This window comes from Micromonospora sp. NPDC005298 (assembly GCF_040607375.1).
Taxonomy (GTDB): domain Bacteria; phylum Actinomycetota; class Actinomycetes; order Mycobacteriales; family Micromonosporaceae; genus Micromonospora.
This window is the reverse complement of record NZ_JBEXGP010000005.1, coordinates 223,299-243,140: the sequence shown is the minus strand read 5'-3', so window position 1 is coordinate 243,140 and position 19,842 is coordinate 223,299. Positions and strand designations below refer to the sequence as shown.

The 19,842-nt window shown below is 73.4% G+C and carries 15 protein-coding genes and 1 pseudogene; 5 read left to right on the top strand and 11 right to left on the bottom strand.

What is annotated here, in order from left to right; translation table 11 throughout:
- Nucleotides 1–49 precede the first annotated feature (49 nt).
- From wecB to ABZS77_RS13125, 3 genes are read right to left on the bottom strand one after another with little or no spacing between them, the layout of a single operon-like run.
- Nucleotides 50–1,174: a UDP-N-acetylglucosamine 2-epimerase (non-hydrolyzing) gene (gene wecB, locus ABZS77_RS13135; RefSeq protein WP_354821898.1), complete on the bottom strand. Its 1,125-nt coding sequence runs from the start codon at nt 1,172–1,174 to the stop codon at nt 50–52.
- Between the two features lie 22 nt (nt 1,175–1,196).
- Entirely contained in the window at nt 1,197–2,321 is a 1,125-nt protein-coding gene (locus ABZS77_RS13130) for an NAD-dependent epimerase/dehydratase family protein (RefSeq protein WP_354821895.1), read from the bottom strand.
- Nucleotides 2,315–3,355 (bottom strand): polysaccharide biosynthesis protein, encoded by a 1,041-nt coding sequence (locus ABZS77_RS13125; RefSeq protein ID WP_354821892.1) that lies wholly within the window; start codon nt 3,353–3,355, stop codon nt 2,315–2,317. The genes ABZS77_RS13130 and ABZS77_RS13125 overlap by 7 nt, the downstream gene beginning before the upstream one ends.
- Before the next feature lie 326 nt (nt 3,356–3,681).
- Between ABZS77_RS13125 and ABZS77_RS13120 the strand changes: the two genes are divergently transcribed.
- On the top strand, nt 3,682–5,004 hold the full coding sequence (locus ABZS77_RS13120) for an O-antigen ligase family protein (RefSeq protein ID WP_354821889.1): 1,323 nt from the start codon (nt 3,682–3,684) through the stop codon (nt 5,002–5,004).
- Nucleotides 5,005–5,040: 36 nt separating this feature from the next.
- Here the strand turns inward: ABZS77_RS13120 and ABZS77_RS13115 are convergent, their stop codons facing one another.
- Genes ABZS77_RS13115 through ABZS77_RS13105 form a run of 3 tightly spaced genes read right to left on the bottom strand, consistent with a single transcriptional unit; the run spans nt 5,041 to nt 8,748 of the window.
- Nucleotides 5,041–6,414, bottom strand: coding sequence for a glycosyl transferase family 1 (locus ABZS77_RS13115; RefSeq protein ID WP_354821886.1), 1,374 nt, complete (start codon nt 6,412–6,414; stop codon nt 5,041–5,043).
- Complete coding sequence (locus tag ABZS77_RS13110) at nt 6,401–7,795, bottom strand: oligosaccharide flippase family protein (protein ID WP_354821883.1); 1,395 nt, start codon at nt 7,793–7,795, stop codon at nt 6,401–6,403. Before ABZS77_RS13110 ends, ABZS77_RS13115 begins: the two co-directional genes overlap by 14 nt.
- Nucleotides 7,796–7,803: 8 nt before the next feature.
- Nucleotides 7,804–8,748 (bottom strand): NAD-dependent epimerase/dehydratase family protein, encoded by a 945-nt coding sequence (locus ABZS77_RS13105; protein ID WP_354821880.1) that lies wholly within the window; start codon nt 8,746–8,748, stop codon nt 7,804–7,806.
- Nucleotides 8,749–8,914: 166 nt separating this feature from the next.
- On the opposite strand from ABZS77_RS13105, the gene ABZS77_RS13100 reads away from it, so the two are divergent.
- Nucleotides 8,915–10,162, top strand: coding sequence for a glycosyltransferase family 4 protein (locus ABZS77_RS13100; RefSeq protein WP_354821877.1), 1,248 nt, complete (start codon nt 8,915–8,917; stop codon nt 10,160–10,162).
- A 113-nt stretch (nt 10,163–10,275) separates the two neighbouring features.
- Nucleotides 10,276–11,571 (top strand): O-antigen ligase family protein, encoded by a 1,296-nt coding sequence (locus ABZS77_RS13095; protein WP_354821874.1) that lies wholly within the window; start codon nt 10,276–10,278, stop codon nt 11,569–11,571.
- Nucleotides 11,572–11,628: 57 nt separating this feature from the next.
- Here the strand turns inward: ABZS77_RS13095 and ABZS77_RS13090 are convergent, their stop codons facing one another.
- The 3 genes from ABZS77_RS13090 to ABZS77_RS13080 all read right to left on the bottom strand — a co-directional run bounded on the left by ABZS77_RS13090 (nt 11,629) and on the right by ABZS77_RS13080 (nt 15,624).
- On the bottom strand, nt 11,629–12,903 hold the full coding sequence (locus ABZS77_RS13090; RefSeq protein WP_354821871.1) for a glycosyltransferase: 1,275 nt from the start codon (nt 12,901–12,903) through the stop codon (nt 11,629–11,631).
- Nucleotides 12,900–14,000, bottom strand: coding sequence for a glycosyltransferase family 4 protein (locus ABZS77_RS13085; RefSeq protein ID WP_354821868.1), 1,101 nt, complete (start codon nt 13,998–14,000; stop codon nt 12,900–12,902). The genes ABZS77_RS13090 and ABZS77_RS13085 overlap by 4 nt, the downstream gene beginning before the upstream one ends.
- A gap of 175 nt (nt 14,001–14,175) precedes the next feature.
- Nucleotides 14,176–15,624, bottom strand: coding sequence for a lipopolysaccharide biosynthesis protein (locus ABZS77_RS13080; RefSeq protein WP_354821865.1), 1,449 nt, complete (start codon nt 15,622–15,624; stop codon nt 14,176–14,178).
- 317 nt (nt 15,625–15,941) lie between these two features.
- On the opposite strand from ABZS77_RS13080, the pseudogene ABZS77_RS13075 reads away from it, so the two are divergent.
- Nucleotides 15,942–17,003, top strand: a pseudogene (locus ABZS77_RS13075) (glycosyltransferase); the annotation flags it as partial.
- A 20-nt stretch (nt 17,004–17,023) separates the two neighbouring features.
- On the opposite strand, the gene ABZS77_RS13070 reads toward ABZS77_RS13075, so the two are convergent.
- Together ABZS77_RS13070 and ABZS77_RS13065 are read right to left on the bottom strand one after the other, a co-directional pair.
- On the bottom strand, nt 17,024–17,782 hold the full coding sequence (locus tag ABZS77_RS13070) for an acyltransferase (RefSeq protein ID WP_354821862.1): 759 nt from the start codon (nt 17,780–17,782) through the stop codon (nt 17,024–17,026).
- Nucleotides 17,782–18,363, bottom strand: a complete 582-nt coding sequence (locus ABZS77_RS13065; protein ID WP_354821859.1) for a DapH/DapD/GlmU-related protein — start codon at nt 18,361–18,363, stop codon at nt 17,782–17,784. Before ABZS77_RS13065 ends, ABZS77_RS13070 begins: the two co-directional genes overlap by 1 nt.
- A gap of 265 nt (nt 18,364–18,628) precedes the next feature.
- Between ABZS77_RS13065 and ABZS77_RS13060 the strand changes: the two genes are divergently transcribed.
- Nucleotides 18,629–19,768 (top strand): aminotransferase class I/II-fold pyridoxal phosphate-dependent enzyme, encoded by a 1,140-nt coding sequence (locus tag ABZS77_RS13060; RefSeq protein WP_354821856.1) that lies wholly within the window; start codon nt 18,629–18,631, stop codon nt 19,766–19,768.
- Nucleotides 19,769–19,842: the final 74 nt, after the last annotated feature.

Genomic DNA, 19,842 nt, shown 5'->3' with positions numbered 1-19,842 from the left:
GCGGGCGGCCGGTGGCCGGTCCCGCCGGACCACCGACCGCCCGTGCGTGTCAGTGCCGGATGCCGGCCCAGTCGTGGTGGCGCCGCACGGTGGAGAGGATGAAGTCGACCACCCGCCGGGAGGTGTCCGGCACCTGGTAGTCGACCGGGCAGGGCACGCCCTGCGCGGCGACCTGCGCCACGGTCACCTCGACGGCCTCCACCACGCCCTGCGGGTCGAGGCCGGTCATGATGATGCCGCCGGCGTCGAGCGCCTCGGGGCGTTCGATCGACTCGCGCAGGGTCACCGCCGGGAAACCGAGGATCGCCGCCTCCTCGCTGATCGTCCCGCTGTCCGACAACGTGCAGTACGCCCTGGTCTGCAGGTGCACGTAGTCGAGCAGGCCGAACGGCTCGTGGAAGGCGATGCCGTCCAGCGCGGTGGCGTCCGGCGCCAACGCCTCCAACCGCTTACGGGTACGCGGGTGGGTGGAGACCAGCACCGGCAGACCCCACCGGTCGCGGACCGCGACGAGGCAGTCCAGCAGTCGCTGGAGCCGGTCGGGCCGGTCGACGTTCTCCTCCCGGTGCGCGCTGACCAGGAAGTAGCCGCCCCGATCGAGTTCCAGCTGACGCAGGATGGTGGAGCTGGCGATCGGTGCCCGGTAGTGCTCCAGCACCTCGCGCATCGGCGAGCCGGTGTGCAGGATCCGGCGCGGGTGCAGGCCCTCGGCGAGCAGGTTGCGTCGGGCGTGTTCGGTGTAGACCAGGTTGAAGTCGGCCACGTGGTCGACCAGCCGCCGGTTCGTCTCCTCCGGCACGTTCAGGTCGAAGCAGCGGTTGCCGGCCTCCATGTGGTAGACCGGCACCCGCATCCGGCGGGCCATCAGCGCGGCGATGCAGCTGTTGGTGTCACCGAGCACGAGCAGCGCGTCCGGCCGCACCTCGGCGATCGCCGCCTCCATGCCGACGAGGACCCCGCCGAGCACCCGGCCCAGCGACGAGGTGTCGACCCGCAGGAACCGGTCGGGTTGCCGCAGGCGCAGCTCGGTGAAGAACACGTCGGAGAGGGTGGCGTCCCAGTTCTGTCCGGTGTGCACCAGCACGTGGTCGACGGTGTCGTCGAGCCGGCTGAGCACCCGGGACAGTCGGATGATCTCGGGACGGGTGCCGACGACGGTCATCACCCGGGTCATGTGGTCTCCCTCCGCAGGTCACTCACCGGACGCCGGCCGGCACCCGGTGCTCGTGCCCGACCGGCTCCGGCCACGTGTCGGGCCGTTCCGGGTCGAACAGCTCGTTGGTCCAGAAGAGGGTGAGCAGCTCGTCCTGGCCGGTGTTGGTGATGTTGTGCGCCCACATGGTCGGCATGTCGATCACGACCGGTTCGTCGCCGCCGACCGGGAAGCGGACGACGTCGGTGTCGCCGATCCGGCGCAGGCTGATCTCGGCGGTGCCGCGCAGCACCACGAACCGTTCCACCTTGGCCAGGTGGAAGTGTTCGCCGCGGGTGATGCCGGGCCGGGTGGTGGAGCAGAACGTCTGCCCCGCTCCCCCGTGCGTCTTCACCGTCTCGACGAGCGCGCCCCTGGCGTCGGACCGGGTGGGCAGGGCCAGCGGGTAGTGCGCCGGGAAGCAGTGCGACCGGTAGGTGTTGAACAGCCGTACGTCGTGCCTGTCGCGCAGCGGCGGGATCTCGCCGGTGCGGTAGATGTCCGCGTACGAGGCGAGCTGGTCGGCGAGGGCACGGACCCCGGTCCGCAGCGCCGGCATCGCCGGGTCCCAGGAGCCGCCCGCCGCGACGCCGGCCAGCCGGGCCGCGGCGTCGGTGACGTGCACCAGGTCCATCTCACGGTCGGCGTGCACCTCGGGTTGGCCGCCCTCGGCGAGCACCCGGCAGAACGTGGCGACCGCCGAGTTGTACCAGGGCCGGCCGTGCTCGCCGTACAGGTTGGGCAGCAGCAGGTCGTCGAGCGGCACGCCGGTGTCGGCGAGGATGCTGGCGGCGGTGGCCTTCGCGTCGCCGTAGGGGGTGCCGTTGCCGGCCTGCACCGAGTTCGCGAAGACCACGCCGATGGGCGGGTCCGGGCAGGCGCGCAGGCCGTTGGCGAGCTGGGCGGCGAGCTGGACGTTGCCGGCGGCCACGTCGGCGGGCTCACCCCGGTTGACCCCGGCGAGGTGCAGCACCCGGTCCACGCCGGCGATCTTGCGGGCGACCACGGCCGGGTCGGCGAGGTCGGCGCGGGTCAGCACGGTCGGCTCGGGCCAGCCGAGGGCCCGTAGCAGGACCCGCACGTGCCAGCCGAGGAACCCGCCGGCGCCGGTGACGGCGAGGCTCAGCACGCCAGCACCGGGTCGCGCAGCGCCAGCTCCGCCCGGATCTCCGGCAGCGTCCTGAGCAGCTCCACCACCTCGGGTACGCCGAGCCGGGTGGCGTTGGCCGAGTTGAAGTCCTCGTGCGGCACCTCGCCCAGTTCGCCCTCGGAGACGTAGAGCGCGTAGTTGAGGTCCCGTGCGTCGAGCGGCACCCGGAAGAAGTCGCCGAAGTCGTCGGCCTGGGCCAGCTCCTCGCGGCTCGCGAGGGTCTCGTGCCACTTCTCGCTGTGCCGTACGCCGATGACCTCCAGCTTGAACGGCACGTCGAAGAGCTGGCAGATGGCCTCGGCGAGGTCGCTGATGGTGCAGGCGGCGGCCTTGCGGATGAACACGTCGCCGGGGCGGGCGTGGTGGAAGGCGTGCTCGACCAGGTCGACCGAGTCGGCGAGCGACATGAGGAAGCGGGTCATGCCCGGGTCGGTGACGGTGGGCGCGCGGCCGGCCTTGATCTGCTCGATGAAGAGCGGGATCACCGAGCCGCGCGAGTACATGACGTTGCCGTACCGGACGCAGGAGACGGTGGTGGCGCTGTTCGGGTTGTTCCGGGCGTACGCCTGGGCGACCTTCTCCATCAGGGCCTTGCTCATGCCCATCGCGTTCACCGGGTAGACCGCCTTGTCGGTGCTGAGCACCACCACCGAGCTGACCCCGTTGTGGGCGGCGGCCTCGACGACGTTGCCGCTGCCGAGGATGTTGGTGCGCACCGCTTCGAGGGGGAAGAACTCGCAGGACGGCACCTGCTTGAGCGCCGCCGCGTGGAAGACGAAGTCGACGCCCCGGGTGGCCCGCAGCACGGTGTCGACGTCGCGGACGTCGCCGACGTGGTAGCGCACCCGTTCGTCGCCGAGGGACCGGCGCATGGCCTCCTGCTTGGCCTCGTCCCGGCTGAGGATCCGCACCTCGGCGACGTCCCGGTCGAGCAGGCGTCGGGCCATGGTCTGTCCAAAGGATCCGGTCCCGCCGGTGATCAGCACCCGGCGGCCCGCGGTCATCACGCTCATTGGTTCTCCCGTTCGTCATCCGACGGGCGGTTGTCACCCGCCAGCCCGGACGCAGCGCTGCACGCTGCCGCGCGGGCGCCGATCTGCCGGTGGCCAGGCGAAAGCCCCACCGGTTGCGGCACCCGGGTCAACGAAGGCCGACATGGCGGGATACGCGTTTAGCCCAAACACCCCAAACAAGTCGCAGGCGTCACAAAATTGCGGGGAAAAGGTCCGTGTTTGTCGGCTAATTCGCTACTTCGCCGTTCTTCACCTGATACAAACGGTTCCGTGCCGCTCCCTCCCCCGCCAGGCCGCGCGCCGACCGCGTACCCCGGGCTCATCCGGTGACGGCGGCGCCGCCGCGCACCGGAACGGCCCGGCGCCCCCCGCAGCTCGTCGGCCGGGTGGACCCGGCGCCCGTCGGGCAGCGACCGGCCGCCGCCCCGCGCCCCCGACCCCGCCCACACCAACCCGGCGGCAGCCTCCCCGCCGTCCTGGTGCTCGGCGTGATCGCCTTCATGGCCGCACGCCCACCGTGGTGGTCGTTCAACTACGCCGCACCGCTGGCCCTGCTGGCGATCGGGCTCACCGCTCGGCTGCCCCGACTGCGCGGCGTCGACACGTTCGCGCTGCTCCTCGCGTTCTGGGCCGCCGCCAGCGTGCTCTGGAGCAGCCGTACCGACCTCACCCTGCCCGCCGCCTACCGGTACATCTCGGTCTGCCTGCTCCTGGTGGCCTGCCGGCACGTCGTCCGGGCCCGACGCGACCTGCTGCTGGTCGGCTGGGCCTACCTCGCCGGCTGCGTCGTCGTCGCCGTCGAGGTGGTCGCCGGCGCGCGGTCGCAGGGCGACGTGCTGCTCTTCGCGCACCGCTACGGCATCGACGGCAGGGAGGTGAACCTCACCGCGTACACCCTGGCGGTCGGGGTGGTGCTGGCCCTGGCGCTCGCCGTGGCCGGCGCCCACCGGCGGTCGCTGCGGCTGGCGCCGCTGGGGCTCGTCGCCCTGCTCGGGTACGCGGTGCTGCTCACCGGCTCGCGTGGCGCGGCCATCGGCGTGCTGCTCGGGCTGCTCGCCGCGCTGGCGGCGCACCTGCTGCCCCGGCTGACCGGCGTCACCGTCGCCGGGATCGCCGCCATCGCGGTACTGGTGGTGCCGTTCGGGATGACACCGCAGAACGAGATGCTCTGGCTCGACGGGCTGTACGGGCGTCCCACCGGCGACATCTCCGGTCGGCTCTCCATCTGGCCGTACGCCCTGTCGACGTGGTGGGAGTCGCCGCTGACCGGCTCCGGTGCGGGGGTGTTCATCTCCACCAACCCGTTCGAGATCGGGCCGCACAACCTGCTGCTCACCGTCGGCAACGACCTGGGGCTGGTCGGGGTGCTGCTCTACTTCGGCACGATGGCCGCGGCGCTTGTCACCGCCGCCCGCACCGGTCGGACGGCGTTGCTGCTGGCCTGCGCCTTCACCGCCGCCATGCTGCCGATCTGGCTGACCGGGCAGTGGGAGACCGCGCTGGGCTTCTGGCTGGCCCTCGGCCTGCTCACCGCGCTTCCCGGCATCTGGGGTCCGGCGCGGGGCGTCGCGCCCCGGCACGGCCGATCGTTCCTGCGCCGGGCGTCACTCGTCCCGATGGCCGGCGCGGGCCGGTTCCTGCGCCGCTGACCCGGTTCCTACGCCGCTCACCCGGCGTCCCGCCGGTCAGCCGGCGTCGACGCCCTCAAGCGTCGTCCCCGAACCGGAGCGGGGCGCCGGCGGCCGGGCCACCCGGCGGCGGGCGGCCTCCCGCAGCACCTCGGCGAACCGGGCGGCCACCCGGTCCGTGCGGTGGTGCCGCACCGCGTACGCCAGGCCCCGCCGGCCCAGCCGGTCCCGCAGCTCGGCGTCGGCGCAGAGCGTGCCGACGGCCTCGGTCAGGGCCACCTCGTCGTCGACACCGACGACCATGCCGGCGTCGGCCTCGGACAGGTGCGCCATCGAGGCCAGCTCGGCGGGCCCGAACCCGAGCACCGGTCGGCCCGCCGCCAGGTACTGCGGGATCTTCGTGGACAGCGAGTAGCGGGTGTACCGCCGGTGCTCCTCGGCGAACGCCTCGACGTGCACCAACACGTCGGCCCGCCGCAGCACCCCGGGCACCTCGCCGGGCGCCAACGACCGGCCCATCCGGACCGCCGGCAGGCCGGCGAAGACGTCCCCGTACGGGCCGAGGTCCCGCGCCGGGGCGTGCACGGTCAGTCGCGCCGGTGTGCCCCGCTCCACCAGCCGCTGCACCACCTCGCCGATCCGGCGCAGCGAACGCCACCGGTCCAGGTGCAGCCCACCCACGTAGACGAGCTCGACAGGGCCGTCCGCCGGACGCGCCGGCCCCGGCCCGTCGGGGTCGGCGAAGTCGGACGGGGCCACACAGTTGCCGAACGCGGCGAACGGCAGCCCGTACCGGCGCTCGAACTCGCGGGCCATCGCCTCGCTGATCCCCATCCCGTACGACGAGTGCCGCAGCACCTCCCGGACCCCGGCCAGGACGGCGAGCCGGGGCACACCGAGCACCTGCCCGTTCGCGTACAGGGTGCTGGGCCAGTCGTCCATGAAGTGCGGCACCAGCGGCGCGTCGCACTCCTGCGCGGCGGTCACCGCCAGGCGCATCATCCGGATGCTGCCGAGCGTCGCGTACACCACGTCCGGCCGCTGCTCCCGCAGCCAGCCGCGAACGTCGACGGGGACGCGGACCGGGCTGAGGTCGACGAAGGCCCGCAGTTGCGAACGCAGCCGGGCGCGCACCGGGCCGGGCAGCGGGTCGACCGCCTCGGCCGTCGCGACGCGGGCCGGGTCGGGACGGCGGGTGCGCTGCCGGAGGCGGAACAGGTGGTACTCGACGGGCGCGTTGCGCGGGGCGAACCGGGCGAACGTGCCGCCGACCTCCGCACCCGGGCTGGCGTCCTCGGTGTACAGCTGGGCGAGGCGGTCGGGGGGCCAGCCGGCAAACAGGTTCGACAGGGTGATGCCGGTGCCGGTGGAGCGGTCGAAGACGGCGGCGCTCACCACCAGGACACGGGGGAACTCCTCAACGGACGACATGGGCGACGACTCCCTCGGTCTCGGTGGCCGGGCGGCGGTGCCGGCGCAACGTCCGGTGATATCCGTACAGCGCGGCCGGCACGACGGTCAGCGCGTAACCCAGGGCGCCGACCCAGGGCACGGCGGCGACGCCCACCCGGTCGGCCGCGTACCACTTGCCGAGCGCCGACAGCACCAGGAACGCCGCCCAGCCGACGAGTTGCGGGACGATGACCCCGTCGGCGTTCTGCACCATGAACCGGGGCGACAGCGCGGCCTGGAGCAGCCACCAGACACCGAGCCCCGCGAGCAGCCAACGGTCGTCGCCCATCGGCACCGGCAGCCAGGCCGCGAAGAGCCGGTCGCCGAACGCCACGAGCACGGCGGCGGGCAGGCCGGCTGCGAGCACCGACAGCACGGTCATCCGGCGGGTCGTACGCCGCACCCAGTCCAGGTGCCCCTGGGCAAGGGCCTCGCCGTTGGCCGGCCAGAGCGGCACGTTGACCAGGACGACGAGCTGGCCGAGCTGGGACAGCAGCTTCGCCGGCACCACGTACCCGGCCACCGCGGACAGGCCCAGCGCGTGCGCGATGATCAGCGTGTCGGCGTTCGTGGCGAACGAGATGACCACCGTGAGCACGAAGAACAACCCGCTGAGCCGGGTCAGCTCCACTGCCGCGCGGGCGTCGACCGCTCTCGGCGTCGGTCGGATCCCCGGCTCCTGCCGGCCGAAGAACCAGAGCGTGTTGAGCAGGTTGACCAGCAGCGGCGTGGCCACCGACACCGCGACCACCAGTAGCGGTGACAGGTCGGCCCAGACCACCCCGAGGACGGCGGCGAGCGCGGCGAGGCTGCCGGCGGTCTGCCACACGTTGCTCCGCCCGACCTGCTGGTAGGCGTACTGGACGCGGGCGATCAGGGACAGCGGCACGTTCAGCGCGAACGCGGTGAGGCAGATCAGCGAGATCATCCGGGTCTGTTCCGGGGTGACCTGCCCGGTCACGTTGAACAGCGCCGACCACGGCACGGCGCCGGCGGTCAGCCAGAGCAGCCCGGTGAGCCCGAACGCCAGCACCGTGAGGGTCAGGTACGCGCTGGAGACGTAGCGGCGGGCCCGTGCGGTGTCGCCGTGCGCGTAGCAGGGGGCCAGTTTCGTCATCAGCCCGCTGCCCAGACCCAGGTCGGCGAAGGCCGCCATGCCGGCCAGCGAGGCGACCGCCATCCACAGGCCGTACAGGTCGTTGCCGAAGTAGGGAAGCGTCACCGGCACCAGCACGATCGGGACGACGAAACCGGCCACCCGGCTCAGCAGCGCGGTGGTGACACCCGACACCAGCCGGTGGCTGCGACTCGCGCCGGCCGGGCCGGCCCGCCGGGTCCGTTCGGCGACCCCGGACGACATCCCGCGGCCTACTGGCCGGTGAGCACGCGACCGGACATCCAGGACACCGTGCGCTCCAGGCCGGTACGCAGCGGCACCGGCCGCACCGACGGGAACAGCTCCCGCAGCCGGGCGCAGTCGGCCTGCGAGTCCCGTACGTCGCCGGGGCGCGGCGGCTCGTGCACCACGGGCAACGGCCGGCCCATGATGTCCTCCAGTTCGGCGATCAGGTCGAGCAGGGAGATCCGCGCGCCGAAGGCCAGGTTCACCACGTCGGTGGTGGACACCCGGCGGACGATCGCGTCGACGAGCACCGAGGTGACGGTGCCGACGAACGTGAAGTCGCGGGTCTGCCGGCCGTCACCGTGCACCCGCAGCGGCTCACCGGCGAGCGCTGCCGTGACGAACCGGGGCAGCACGGCGGCGTACGCGTGGTGCGCCGCCTGGCGGGGGCCGAAGACGTTGAAGAAGCGGAACGGCAGCACGCCCATGCCGTAGCAGGAGGCGTAGGCGACCGCGTACGCCTCGGCGGCCAGTTTGGAGACCGCGTACGGGGAGACCGGGATCGGGCGGAGCCCTTCCTGCCGGGGCAGCACCGGGTTGGCGCCGTACACCGACGAGGACGAGGAGAGGATCACCTGCGGCACCCCGTGTCGGCGGGCGGCCTCCAGCACCATCAGCGTGCCTGTGGCGTTGGCGTGGTGGCTGGGCAGCGGCCGGTCGATGGAGCGCGGCACCGAGCCGAGGGCGCCCAGGTGCACGACGCTGGACGCGCCGGTGACCGCCTCGTCGAGCAGGTCGGGGTCGAGCACGGTGCCCTGGTACAGCCGGACCGGTTGGTCGTGCAGGTTGTCCAGCAGGCCGGTGGAGAGGTCGTCGACGACCACGATCTCGGTCACCTGGGGGGTCTCGTCGAGCGCCCGCACCAGGTTGGCGCCGATGAATCCGGCTCCCCCGGTCACCACTACCTTCACGAGGTCTCCCCTTCGGCCGGTCGGCGGCGGCCCAGCGGCGGCCGCCAGTGGCACAACGAGCGCTGTCGACCCAGGTCACGCGCGTCGGACCGGCGTGGCGCGTGTCCTCCGATCCGTTCCGTCAGTTGTCAGCCCTGATGGGCGAGTCGGAACGGGAGTGCCGGAGATGCGAATCGGACTGATCAGTCAGTGGTACCCGCCGGAGAACACCTTCGTGCCGGGGCAACTGGCTGGCGAGCTGGCCCGGCGCGGGCACGAGGTGCGGGTGCTGACCACGTTCCCGAGCCTGCCGCTCGGCCGGACCTACCCGGGCTGGCGGCAGCGGTGGAACCACCACGACACCGACGGCCCGGTGGCCGTACGGCGGGTGCCCGCGTACCCGAGCCACGACCGTTCGGGCCTGCGCCGTGCGGTGAGCTACCTGTCGTTCGCGGCGACCAGCGCCCTGGCTGCCCCGCGGCACCTGCGCGACGTCGACGCGCTCTACGTCTACCACCCGCCGCCCACCTCGTACGCCGCCGCCGGGCTGCTGCGCCTGCTGCGGGGCGTACCGGCGGTGCTGCACGTGCAGGACCTGTGGCCGGAGTCGGTGACCCAGTCGGGGATGGCGCCGGCGGGGCTGGCGGGCAGGGCGTTGGACGCGGTCCTCACCGGGGCGATGCGGCGGATCTACCACTCCTGCGCCGGCATCGCGGTGATCGCTCCCGCGATGGCGGAGCAGGTGGTCGAGCGCGGCGTCGACCCGGGGTCGGTACGCACCGTGTTCAACTGGACCGACGAGGCGCTGTTCCGGCCGGTGCCGTGCACCGACGCGGCCCGTACGGCGATCGGCCACCGGGGACGGGTCACCGTGATGTTCGCCGGCAACCTGGGGTTGTTGCAGGGCGTGGACGTGGCGATCCGGGCGGCGGCGGCCGCGCCGGACGCTGTGGATCTGGTCTTCGTGGGCACCGGCTTGGGCGCGGAGCAGGCCCGCAAGCTGGCCGACGCCCTGGGCGCGGCGAACGTCCGGTTCCTCGGTCGGCGTCCGGCGGCGGAGATGGCCGCGCTGTACGCCGCCGCCGACTACCAGTTGGTCATGCTGCGGGACCTGCCGTGGCTGCGCGGGACGGTGCCGTCGAAGTTGCAGGCGGCCCTCGCCTGCGGGGTGCCGGTGCTGATGTCGGCGGACGGCGACGCCGCCCGGCTGGTGGGCGCCGCTGGGGCCGGCCTGGTCTGTCCGCCGGACGACTGGCGGGCGTTGGCCGACCAGTTCGTCGCCGCGGCCGGGGTGCCCGCCGAGCAGCGGCTCGCGATGGGCCGCCGGGGTCGTCAGCTCTACCTGGACCGGATGTCGATGCGGGTGGGTGTCGACCAGATCGAGGACATGTTGAGCAAGGCCGCGGCGCGGGGGCGCGGCCGACGCCCTGCGTGAATTGCCCGATTTATCGGTAAAGGACAGGTACCTCCCTCGATCTCCACCTAGGCTCGTCTGCGGCACGGTCCGGCGCCCGCCGACCGGAGCACCGCTCGGCAGGAGGAGAGCCCGTGGCTCAGGGGTACGGCGCAGCGCGGTCCATCGTGGAGCAGCCGCCGCGACGCTCGGGAGGCGTCACGCCCGCCCCGCTGACCGGTCGGCTCCGGCCGGACGGCCCCGCGACGCCGCCCGGCAGCCGGTGGAACCTGGCGGAGGTCAGCGTGCTACCGATCTGCCTCGCCGCCGTCCTCGGCACGGTCAGCCCGAACCTGGTCTACCAGGGCGGGCTCTGGCTCGCCGCCGCCGCGCTGCTGACCAGCGGTCGGATTCCCCGCACCGGTCCGGCGGACTACCTGGCGATCCTGATCTGCTGCTGGGCCACCGCCACGCTGATGTGGAGCCGCGACGTCGAGAGCAGCCAGACCGCGGTGCGTGCGTGGTGGACCGTCGCCCTGCTGCTGATCGCCGCCCGGCACGTGCTGTCCAGCCGGCGTCGCCTGCTGCTGGTCGCCGGCGCCTACCTCGCCGGCGCGGGATGGACGGCGGTCCAACTGATCCGGGCCAGCCGACTGGACGCGACGGCGCTGCGCGTCTCGCTGGAGGGCGTGGGCGTCAACTACACGGCGTACTGCCTGGTCACCGCCGTCCTGGTCACCGTCCTGCTGATGGTGGCGCGGGTCGGCCCCCGCCCGGTCCGCGCGGCGCTCTGGCTGCTGCTGCCGCTGTTCGGGTACGCGACGATGCTCACCGGAACGCGCGCCAGCCAGATCGCGTTGGCCGCCGTCGCGGCGTACCTGGTCGTGGACCGGCTGGCCGGACGGACCTGGGCCTTCGCCGTCGCCGCCTCGGCCGTCCTGCTGACACTCGTACCGTTCGGACACCTGACCCGCTACCAGCCACAGTGGCTGGCGAACGTGTTCGACCGCCCCCTGGACGACCTCTCCGGGCGGCTGGCGATCTGGCCGGTGGCCGAGGCGTCGTTCTGGGACTCGCCGCTGGTCGGCATCGGCGTCGGCGCGTTTCCGAGCACCAACCCGTACTACGGGGTCGGCGCCCACTCGTTGCTGCTCACCCTCGGCAACGACCTGGGCCTGATCGGGATCGCGCTGTTCGCCGCGGTGATCGGCCTGCTCATCCGGGACGCGGCACCCGGTCTGGGTCGCCGGCACGGGATGCTGGTCGGCGCGCTGATCGTCGCGTGGACGCCGATCTGGCTCAGCGGGCACTGGGAGATCTCGCCGGTGGCGTGGCTGATGCTGGCCCTGTGGTCCCGACTGCCGGTGGCGCTGCTCGACCGGCCCGTCGAGACGCCGCCGGTGGTGCCGAGCACCCGCCCGGCACGGCCACCGATGGGCCTGGTGCGCTGAACGGGCCGTGCCGACCCGGCACGCCGAGCGGGCCCGCGCCGACCTGGTAGCCCCGGGTCAGCCGACCCGGTCGGGGGCGGACGCCGGCACGTCGGCCGGGGCGTCCCGCCCGTCGGTGAGCCCGCACAGGTCGGCGAGGAAGTCGTGCATCCGGCGCCCCTGGGCCACCGGTTCGCGGGTCTCCCGCACGAACCGGGCGCCACCGGCGCCGCGCTCGCGGGCCTCGTGCCGCGGCAGGCTCAACACCCCGGCCAGGGCCGTCCGCAGCCCGTCGACGGTGTCCGGCTCGGCGAAGGCCAGCCAGGGGGTGTAGTCCGCCGGGATGCCCGGTAGGCGGGTGCTCACCACCGGCACGCCGGTGGCCAGATATTCGATGATCTTGGAGGGGAACGACCACCGGACGAAGTCCTGGTCCACCGGGCGGGGGTTCACCAGCACGCTCGCCCGGGACAGCCGGGGCAGCAGCTCGGCCCGGGGCAGCAGTTCCGGGGGCGCGATGCGCGGGTCCACGGCGGCCTGCCCGCGCAGCCATCCCTCCAGCTCGCCGCGCCCGTACACGCACAGCCGCAGGTCGTCACCGGGCAGCCCACGGAACGCCTCGACGAGCCGGTCGACGCCGTAGGCGCGGCTCAGGCCGCCGGCGTAGACGACGTCCCGGGTCTCCACCGGCGAGGGCTCGGCGACGATGGCCGGCCCGGCGACGCAGATGCCCTCCATCACCAGCCGGGGCCGGCCGGGGGCGAAGTCGTCGGCGAGCGCGGGCGTCAGCGCGATCACCCCGGCGCAGCGGGCCAGCGCGGCCCGGACCAGCGCCACGTCGAGCCCGCGCAGCAGCCGGACCAGCCGGCCGTCGGTGGGCAGCGCGACACCCGGCGGGTCGGTGAGCACCGGCACCACCCGGACGCCGCGCCGCCGGGCCCGCAGCACACCGAACCACAGGAACGGCGAGTGCACGCCGTGGACGAGCAGCACGTCGGTGGCCTGCTCCCGCAGCTCCCGGCTCCCGGTACGCCAGGCCGCCCCGAACCGGGTGAGGTGCTTGAGGCCGAGCAGGTTGACGAACGCCAGCAGGTGACCGTCCACGTCGTCCTGTCGGAACCGTCCGGGGCGGAAGCGCACCTGACGGTTGCCCGGCCAGGTGGACACCGGGGCGGCGGACAGCAGGTGCACGGGACAGTCGGCGGCGCGCAGGCTGCGGACCAGGCCCCAGGCGAACGTGTGCGTCTGGGTGGGCATGATGGTGTCCCGGGCGATGATCTCGGCCAGGACGTCGTCCGGCACGGTGAAACCCAGCAGGGTGACCCGAGGGCTGCGCTGGCGCACCCTGCTCACGTCCGGATGATCCGCTGGTAGACCCGGTCGAGTGAGCCGAGCATGACGTCGAGGCTGTAGCTCTCGGCCACCACCTTGCGGCCCAGCTCACCCACGTGCAGCCGCTCGGCGGAGTCGTCGAGCAACGGCGAGAGCGCCCCGGCCAGCGCGTCCGGATCGCCGGCCGGCACCAGCCGGCCACCGCCGGACCGCAGCACCTCCACGTTGCCGCCGACCGCCGACGCGACGACCGGCAGCCCGTGGGCCATGGCTTCCAGCAGCGCGTTGGAGAGGTTCTCGTGCAGGGTCGGGAAGACGAAGAGGTCCGCCGCGCCGAGCAGGTCCGGCACGTCGAGGCGGTTGCCGAGCAGGCGCACCTCGACGTCTCCGGTGTCGGCCAGGGCCGCGGCGACCCCGTCCCGGTCCGGGCCGTCGCCGGCGACCAGCAACACCCGGCGGGCGGCGGGCCGGTGCGGCCGGCGGACCGTGGACGGGGGCAGCCGGCGCAGCGCGTCGGCGAGGACGCCGTAGCCCTTCTCCCAGGTCAGCCGGGACACCGCGATCATGGCCACGTCGTCGGGGCACAGGCCCAGCTCGGCGCGGACCCGGTCCCGGGACGCGCGGGGGTGCGCCGGCAGCGGCACCCCGTTGGGGATCACCCCGACGAACCTCCCGCCCAGGTCGCGGAGGAAGTCCCGCCGGGCCGCGTACTCGCAGACGGTGCCGACGTGGCTGGCCATCCGCAGCGTGGCGGGTTCGGCCCCGTGCACGAGCAGCCGGCGACGCCAGGGCCGGCCGGACTGGCGCAGGTCGCGGACGGTGCCGTGCACGGTGACCAGGATCCGGCGGCAGCCGGCGAGGCGGGCGGCGAGCACGCCGTGGAAACCCTCGTTCTGCAGGCCCCGCACGTGCACGAGGTCGGGGCGGACCTGTCGCAGCAGGCGTACCCACTCGCGCAGCAGCGGCACGTTCAGGCTGCCGTTGCCCTCGTGCTGGTGCATCCGCACGAACTCGTACCTGTCGGCCAGCGGTGAGTCAAGCACCCGCCGCACGGCCGTCAGTGGGCCGTTGGCACCCGGGGTGCCGGCCGAGTGCTGCACCACCACCGGCCGGCTCACGGGGTGACTCCGACCGACGCCGGCAGGCGTCGGGTGCCGCGTGCGGGGAGACGCTGCATGACCTCTCGTTCCGGCAGGGCTCGACGGCGAGCCGGTCCGGGTGTGCGGACCACACCCCGGGTGGTAACGGCGGCGTCGGCGGCCAGGTGACGCCGACGCGCCGCACCCCGACCCGTCACGACGTCACGTCCGTCGCGGTCGCGGCCGGCCGGGACGATCCGCCGGCCAGCACCCGGCGGTAGCCGACCACGGCGGCCGGCAGGACCGTGAGCCCGTAGGTCACGGCCGAGGCGAGCGCCACCCCGCTCAGGCCCACCCGGTTGGCCAGCACGATCTTCAGGGGTACGGCCAGTAGCAGGCAGCCCGCCCAACCGACGAACTGGGGCCGGAGCAGACCGACGCTGTTCTGCACCATGAACAGTGGAGCCGCGACGGCCAGCAGCAGCGACCAGGCGGCGAGCCCGGCGAAGAGCGTGGGCGACACCGGCGGAAGGTCGGTGGCGCGCACCCAGAGCCGCAGCACGTCGTTGCCGACCAGCACGAGCACGATCGCCGGCAGGGCGACGACGCCGGCGGACAGGCAGACCATCCGGCGGGTGACGCGCCGCACCCAGGCCAGGTCACCGCGGGCCAGCGCCTCGCCGTTGGCCGGCCAGAGCGGCAGGTTCACCAGCGTGACGAAGAGCGTCAGCAGGGCGAACATCCGCAGCACCACCGCGTACGTGGCGGCGGCGGGCAGCCCGAGGACCCGGCTGACCAGGAAGCCGTCCAGGTTGAGCACCACCGACGAGAGCACCGAGAGCAGGAAGAACCGGACGCCCAGCCGGAGCAGCCCTCGGGCCGCCGTCGCGCGCACGTGCCGCGGGCGGGGCCGCAGGTCCCGGTCCTGCCAGGCGAAATAACAGACCGAGTTGGCCAGGTTGACCGCCGGGACCGCGAGCACCGCCGCGGCGATGACCGGCACGGGACCGGCCCCACCGGTGACCGCCGCGTAGACGAGGGCGACCGAGACGAGGCTGCCGCCGGCCTGCCAGAGGTTGCTCTGGGCCACCTGCTGGTGGGCGTACTGGACCCGCTGGATGAGGGCGAGTGGGATGTTGACCAGGAAGGCGCCGAAGCAGAGCAGCACCACCGCCCGGGCGTCGCCGGCCACCGCCGGGTCCGTGGCGTTCAGCAGCGCCGGCCAGGGCACCCACCACAGGGTCGCGACCAGCACCGCCGCCAGGAGTACGGACAGCGCGCCCAGCAGCGCGTACGCGCTGGAGACCTCGCGGGCCGCCGGCTGCCGTTCGCCGGTGCCGCGCAACCTCGCGAGCCGGGTCAGCAGCCCGTTGCCGAGACCGAAGTCGGCGAAGAGCGCCATGCCGGTGAGGGAGGTGACCGCCATCCAGAGGCCGTACCGCTCCGCGCCGAGGCTGCGGAAGGCCAGCGGGGTGATCAGCAGTGGCGCGGCCAGGCCGACCATCTTGCCGGCCAGTGCGGACACGATGCCGCCGGCGAGCACACGGCCGCGGGACCTCCGGGTGGGCGGCGGGACCGGTGGACTCTCGGCCGCCGGCCGGTCGACGACGACCAGACCGGGTCGCCCGGCGACGGGGGCCTGGTCGGTGGTCGGTCGTCGCATGCCGTTGCCGCCTCCGCGCGCCGTCGACTGGTCACCCGGTACAACGAAGGTCCGATGGCCCTGGTTGCTGTGTGTAGTCATATCGCTACTGAAAGCGTTCGAGGCTTCCGGTCCGACACGAGGGCGCGAGCGGTCTCCGATCACCCACGATTGCCTAGACTAAACGGCCATAACGGCTGAACAACCCGAATCTCTCTCGAGGGGGGCGGACCGTGGGCGAGCCCACCACGACGACGGACCTGACCCCGGCACCGCGACCCACCGCGACGCCACAGGTGCTGGCGGTGGCCGCCTACCGGTTTCCGCACGGGGACGCGATGTCCAACCGCCTGCTGCAACTGGCCCGCTCGGCCACCCCGCCGGGAGGGACGACCCTGGTGGTGAACGACTGGCCGGACGACGGGTCGTGTCCGCCGGAGAGCCCGGAGCTGCCCTGCGGCGTCCGGCTGATCACGCTGCCCCGTCGCCGCGTCGGCGGCGGGATGGCGGGCCGCTGGCTGCACCGGTACACCCGCCCGCTGCGGGTGCTCGCCGGCCTGCGCGCGGCGGGCGTCCGACCGGACGCCCTCGCCGGGGTGCACCTGCCGCTCAGCCTGTGGAACCTGTCCACCTGGCTGGTGCTGCGCACCGCGGTCCGCTGCCCGGTGACCGTTGACGTGCTCGAACGACACGACCGGGAGCAGTTCCCCCGGGGCTGGCTGACGCCGTACTTCGTCCGGCACCGCTGGGCGTTCTTCCTGGCCGGCCGGCTCGCCGACCGGGTCATCGCCATCTCCGAGACGCTGGAGCGGCACTTCGTCGGCCGGGGCCGCGCGACACTCGTGGTACCGCCCCAGGTGGACTGCGCCGACTACGACGACCCCGCGCCACCCTCACTCGACGACGGACTCCGGCTGCTCTACGCGGGCTCCGCCGGCGCCAAGGACCAACTGGCCGTGGTGCTGGAGGGCATCCGTCGCCTCGCGCCCGAGGACCGCTCCCGGGTACGCCTGGTGATCGCGGGCGTCAGTCGGGACGCGGCCGGCAGCCTCTCCGACCTGGACGCGAGCAGCCCGGACGACCTCGACGACCAGGTGCGCTTCCTCGGTCGGGTGCCCCGCGACCGGGTGCTCGCCGAGCTGCGCCGGGCGCACTTCTCGGTGCTGGTCCGCCCGCCGGCCGGGTACGCGCAGGCGGGTTTCCCGTCCAAGGTGCCGGAGAGTCTGGCCGCCGGCTGCCCGGTGCTGCTCAACCACACGAGTGACCTGCGCCGGTACATCGTGGACGGCCGTGAGGGCATCGTGCTCGACGGCTCCGGGGCGGACGACGTACGGCGCGGCCTGGAACGGGCGCTGCTGCTCGACGACCCGGCCTGGCGGGCGATGAGTCGGGCGGCCCGGGACCGGGCGCGCTGCTTCGACTACCGCGCCTGGACGCCGCTGGTCAGCGACTTCGTCACGGGCGTCACGCGCGGCCCGGACGTCGGCAGCGCAGACGTCGGCGACTCAGACGTCGGCAGCTCGGCTGTCGGCAGCTCGGGCGTCGGCAGCTCGGCCAGCCCGGCCAGCTCGGCGGAGGTCAGCCGCCGCCGGGGCGGGTAGAGCTGCCGCTCGTGGTCCCGGATGGTCTCCAGTGGCCACCGCAGCCGGAGCACCCGGGCCGGGTTGCCGGCCGCCACGGCGTACGGCGGAACGGACCGGGTGACGACCGCCCCGGCGCCGATCACCGCGCCCCGGCCGATGGTCACGCCGTGCAGGATCACCGCGCGGGTGCCGACCCAGACGTCGTCCCCGATGGTCACACCCCGGTCGTGGCTCTCGTCGCCGGGCTTCTTCCTGACCGCGATCATCGGCACGCCGACCTGGTCGATGCGGTGGTTGCCGCCGCGGATGGTCACCTCGGGACCGAACATGACGTTGTCACCGATCCGGATCCGCCCTCGGGCCGCCATCAGGATCGGCCGGTAGCCGAGGTCCACGTTGTGTCCGACCTCGATCGTCTCGCAGGTGTAGACGCCGTCGGGGTCAAAGGTGAAGTTGTCTCCCCGAGCGGCGAACCGGTTGGCGAGGGCGAGACCCCGGACGGCCCGGCGCAGGCGGGCACCGGTGTCCGCGAGCCGGTGCAGCGCCCGGACCACCGGGCCGACGACGGCACCGGGCCGGCCGGCCGCCACCCGCATCAGAATCCCGCCCGGCCGGCACCGACCTGCTGGGGTACCCCGTAGATCTGACGGATCACCGCGGCCTTCTCGGCGGCCGGCAGGTGCCCGCACCCCAGCGACCGGGCGCGCATCCGGTCGAGGTAGTCGTCGACGCTGCGGATCACCCGGGCCGGAACGCCGGCCGCGACACTGTTGGCCGGGATGTCCCGGGTGACCACCGAGCCGGCGCCGATGATGCATCGGTCGCCGATCGTCACGCCGGGCAGGATGGTCGTCCGTACCCCGAGGTAGACGTCGTCCCCGATGGTGATCGGCGCGGTCCACTCGAGATCGGGCACCTCCCGGCGCAGGATGAGCGTGCCGCCGTCGTGGGTGATGAACTGGACTCCGGCGGTGACGTAGACGTTGTCTCCGAGAGAGACGAGCCACGGTTCGGAGCCGAACATCGCGCGGTCGATGCCGTAGAACCGGACCCGCCCGCGCAGGTCGACCCCGAGGGACCGGGCGAACGCCTCCGGGTCACGGGCTGCGGCCCGCCGGTCCCGCAGGGCGTTCGCCACGCCGCGCACCATGCTCAACAACGCTGTCTCCGTCTCCACTGTCGATGGTTGATCACGCGGTCCGAAGTGTAAATTCGACGACTTGCGCGTATTGCCGAAATCCGAGAAATACCGACAAATCTGGCAATCGCCGCGCGGGTGACCGGCCCTGGCGACGGCGTGAACGCCCGCCCGGACCACTCGACCGGCGAGGAAAGGCCCCGGCGCGGCCGTGTCCGGCGACGGATGCGTCGAGTTGATCGGTCATGCTGTTTGTCCGCATGTCTGGAAATGTCCAGTCGTCGTACCGGCGCCGGGCGGCCTCGTGACCGACACCGTGCACCTGTCACCACCCGACGTCGGGCCGCTCGAGGAGTCGTACCTGATCGCCGCCCTGCGCTCCGGGTGGGCCGCGCCTGTCGGTCCGGACCTGGAGGCGTTCGAGCGGGCGATCGCGCGACGGGTCGGCACCGACGGCGCCGTGGCCGTCAACTCGGGGACCGCCGCCCTGCACCTGGCCCTGCTGGGCGTCGGTGTCGGGCCGGACGACGTGGTCATCGTGCCCACGCTCACCTTCGTCGCCACGGCGAACGCCGTCCGGTACATCGGCGCGCGCCCGGTCTTCGTGGACTGCGACCCCCGGACCGGCAACGTGGACGTCGACCTCGTCGACGGACTGATCCGGCGGCTGCGGTCGCGGGGTGAGCGGGTGGGCGCGATCGTCCCGGTGGACATGTTCGGCAGTTGCGTCGACTACGGCGCCCTGATCCCGATCTGCGCCGAGGCCGGCGTGCCGGTGGTGGAGGACGCCGCGGAGGCGCTCGGCGCCAGCCACGCCGGACGGGCCGCCGGATCGTTCGGGGAGGTGGGCGTGCTCTCCTTCAACGGCAACAAGATCATGACCACCTCCGGCGGCGGGATGCTGGTGTCCGACGACACCGCGCTCCTGGCACGGGCTCGCCACCTGGCCACCCAGGCCCGCGAACCGGCACGACACTACGAGCACCGCGAGACGGGCTACAACTACCGGCTCAGCAACCTCCTCGCGGCACTCGGCCGGGCCCAGCTGGTCCGGCTGGACACGATGATCGCCCGACGCCGCCGACTGCGTGACAGCTACGCCAAACTCTTCGCGCCGGTGCCGGGGGTACGGCTGCTCAACGCCGAGGACACCGGCTCCAACTGCTGGCTCACCGTCATCACGGTCGAGCGGGACCGGTGCGGTTGGACGGCCGACGACCTGGCGATCCACCTGGCCGAGCGGAACATCGAGACCCGACCGGTGTGGAAGCCGATGCATCTCCAGCCCATGCACCTCGGAGCGGAGTGCCTGCTCACCGGCGCGGCGGAACGACTCTTCGCCGACGGCGTCACCCTGCCCAGCGGGAGCGCCCTGACCGATCCGCAGACCGCCCGGGTGTTCGCCGCCATCGACGAGTTCCTCGCCCTGCGGGCCGGCGGGTAGCCGCCGCGTCGACGTCGGGCCGAAGCCGAACTGGCACGGGACGTGGGCCGATCAGGTGGCGATGAGAGGCGGTC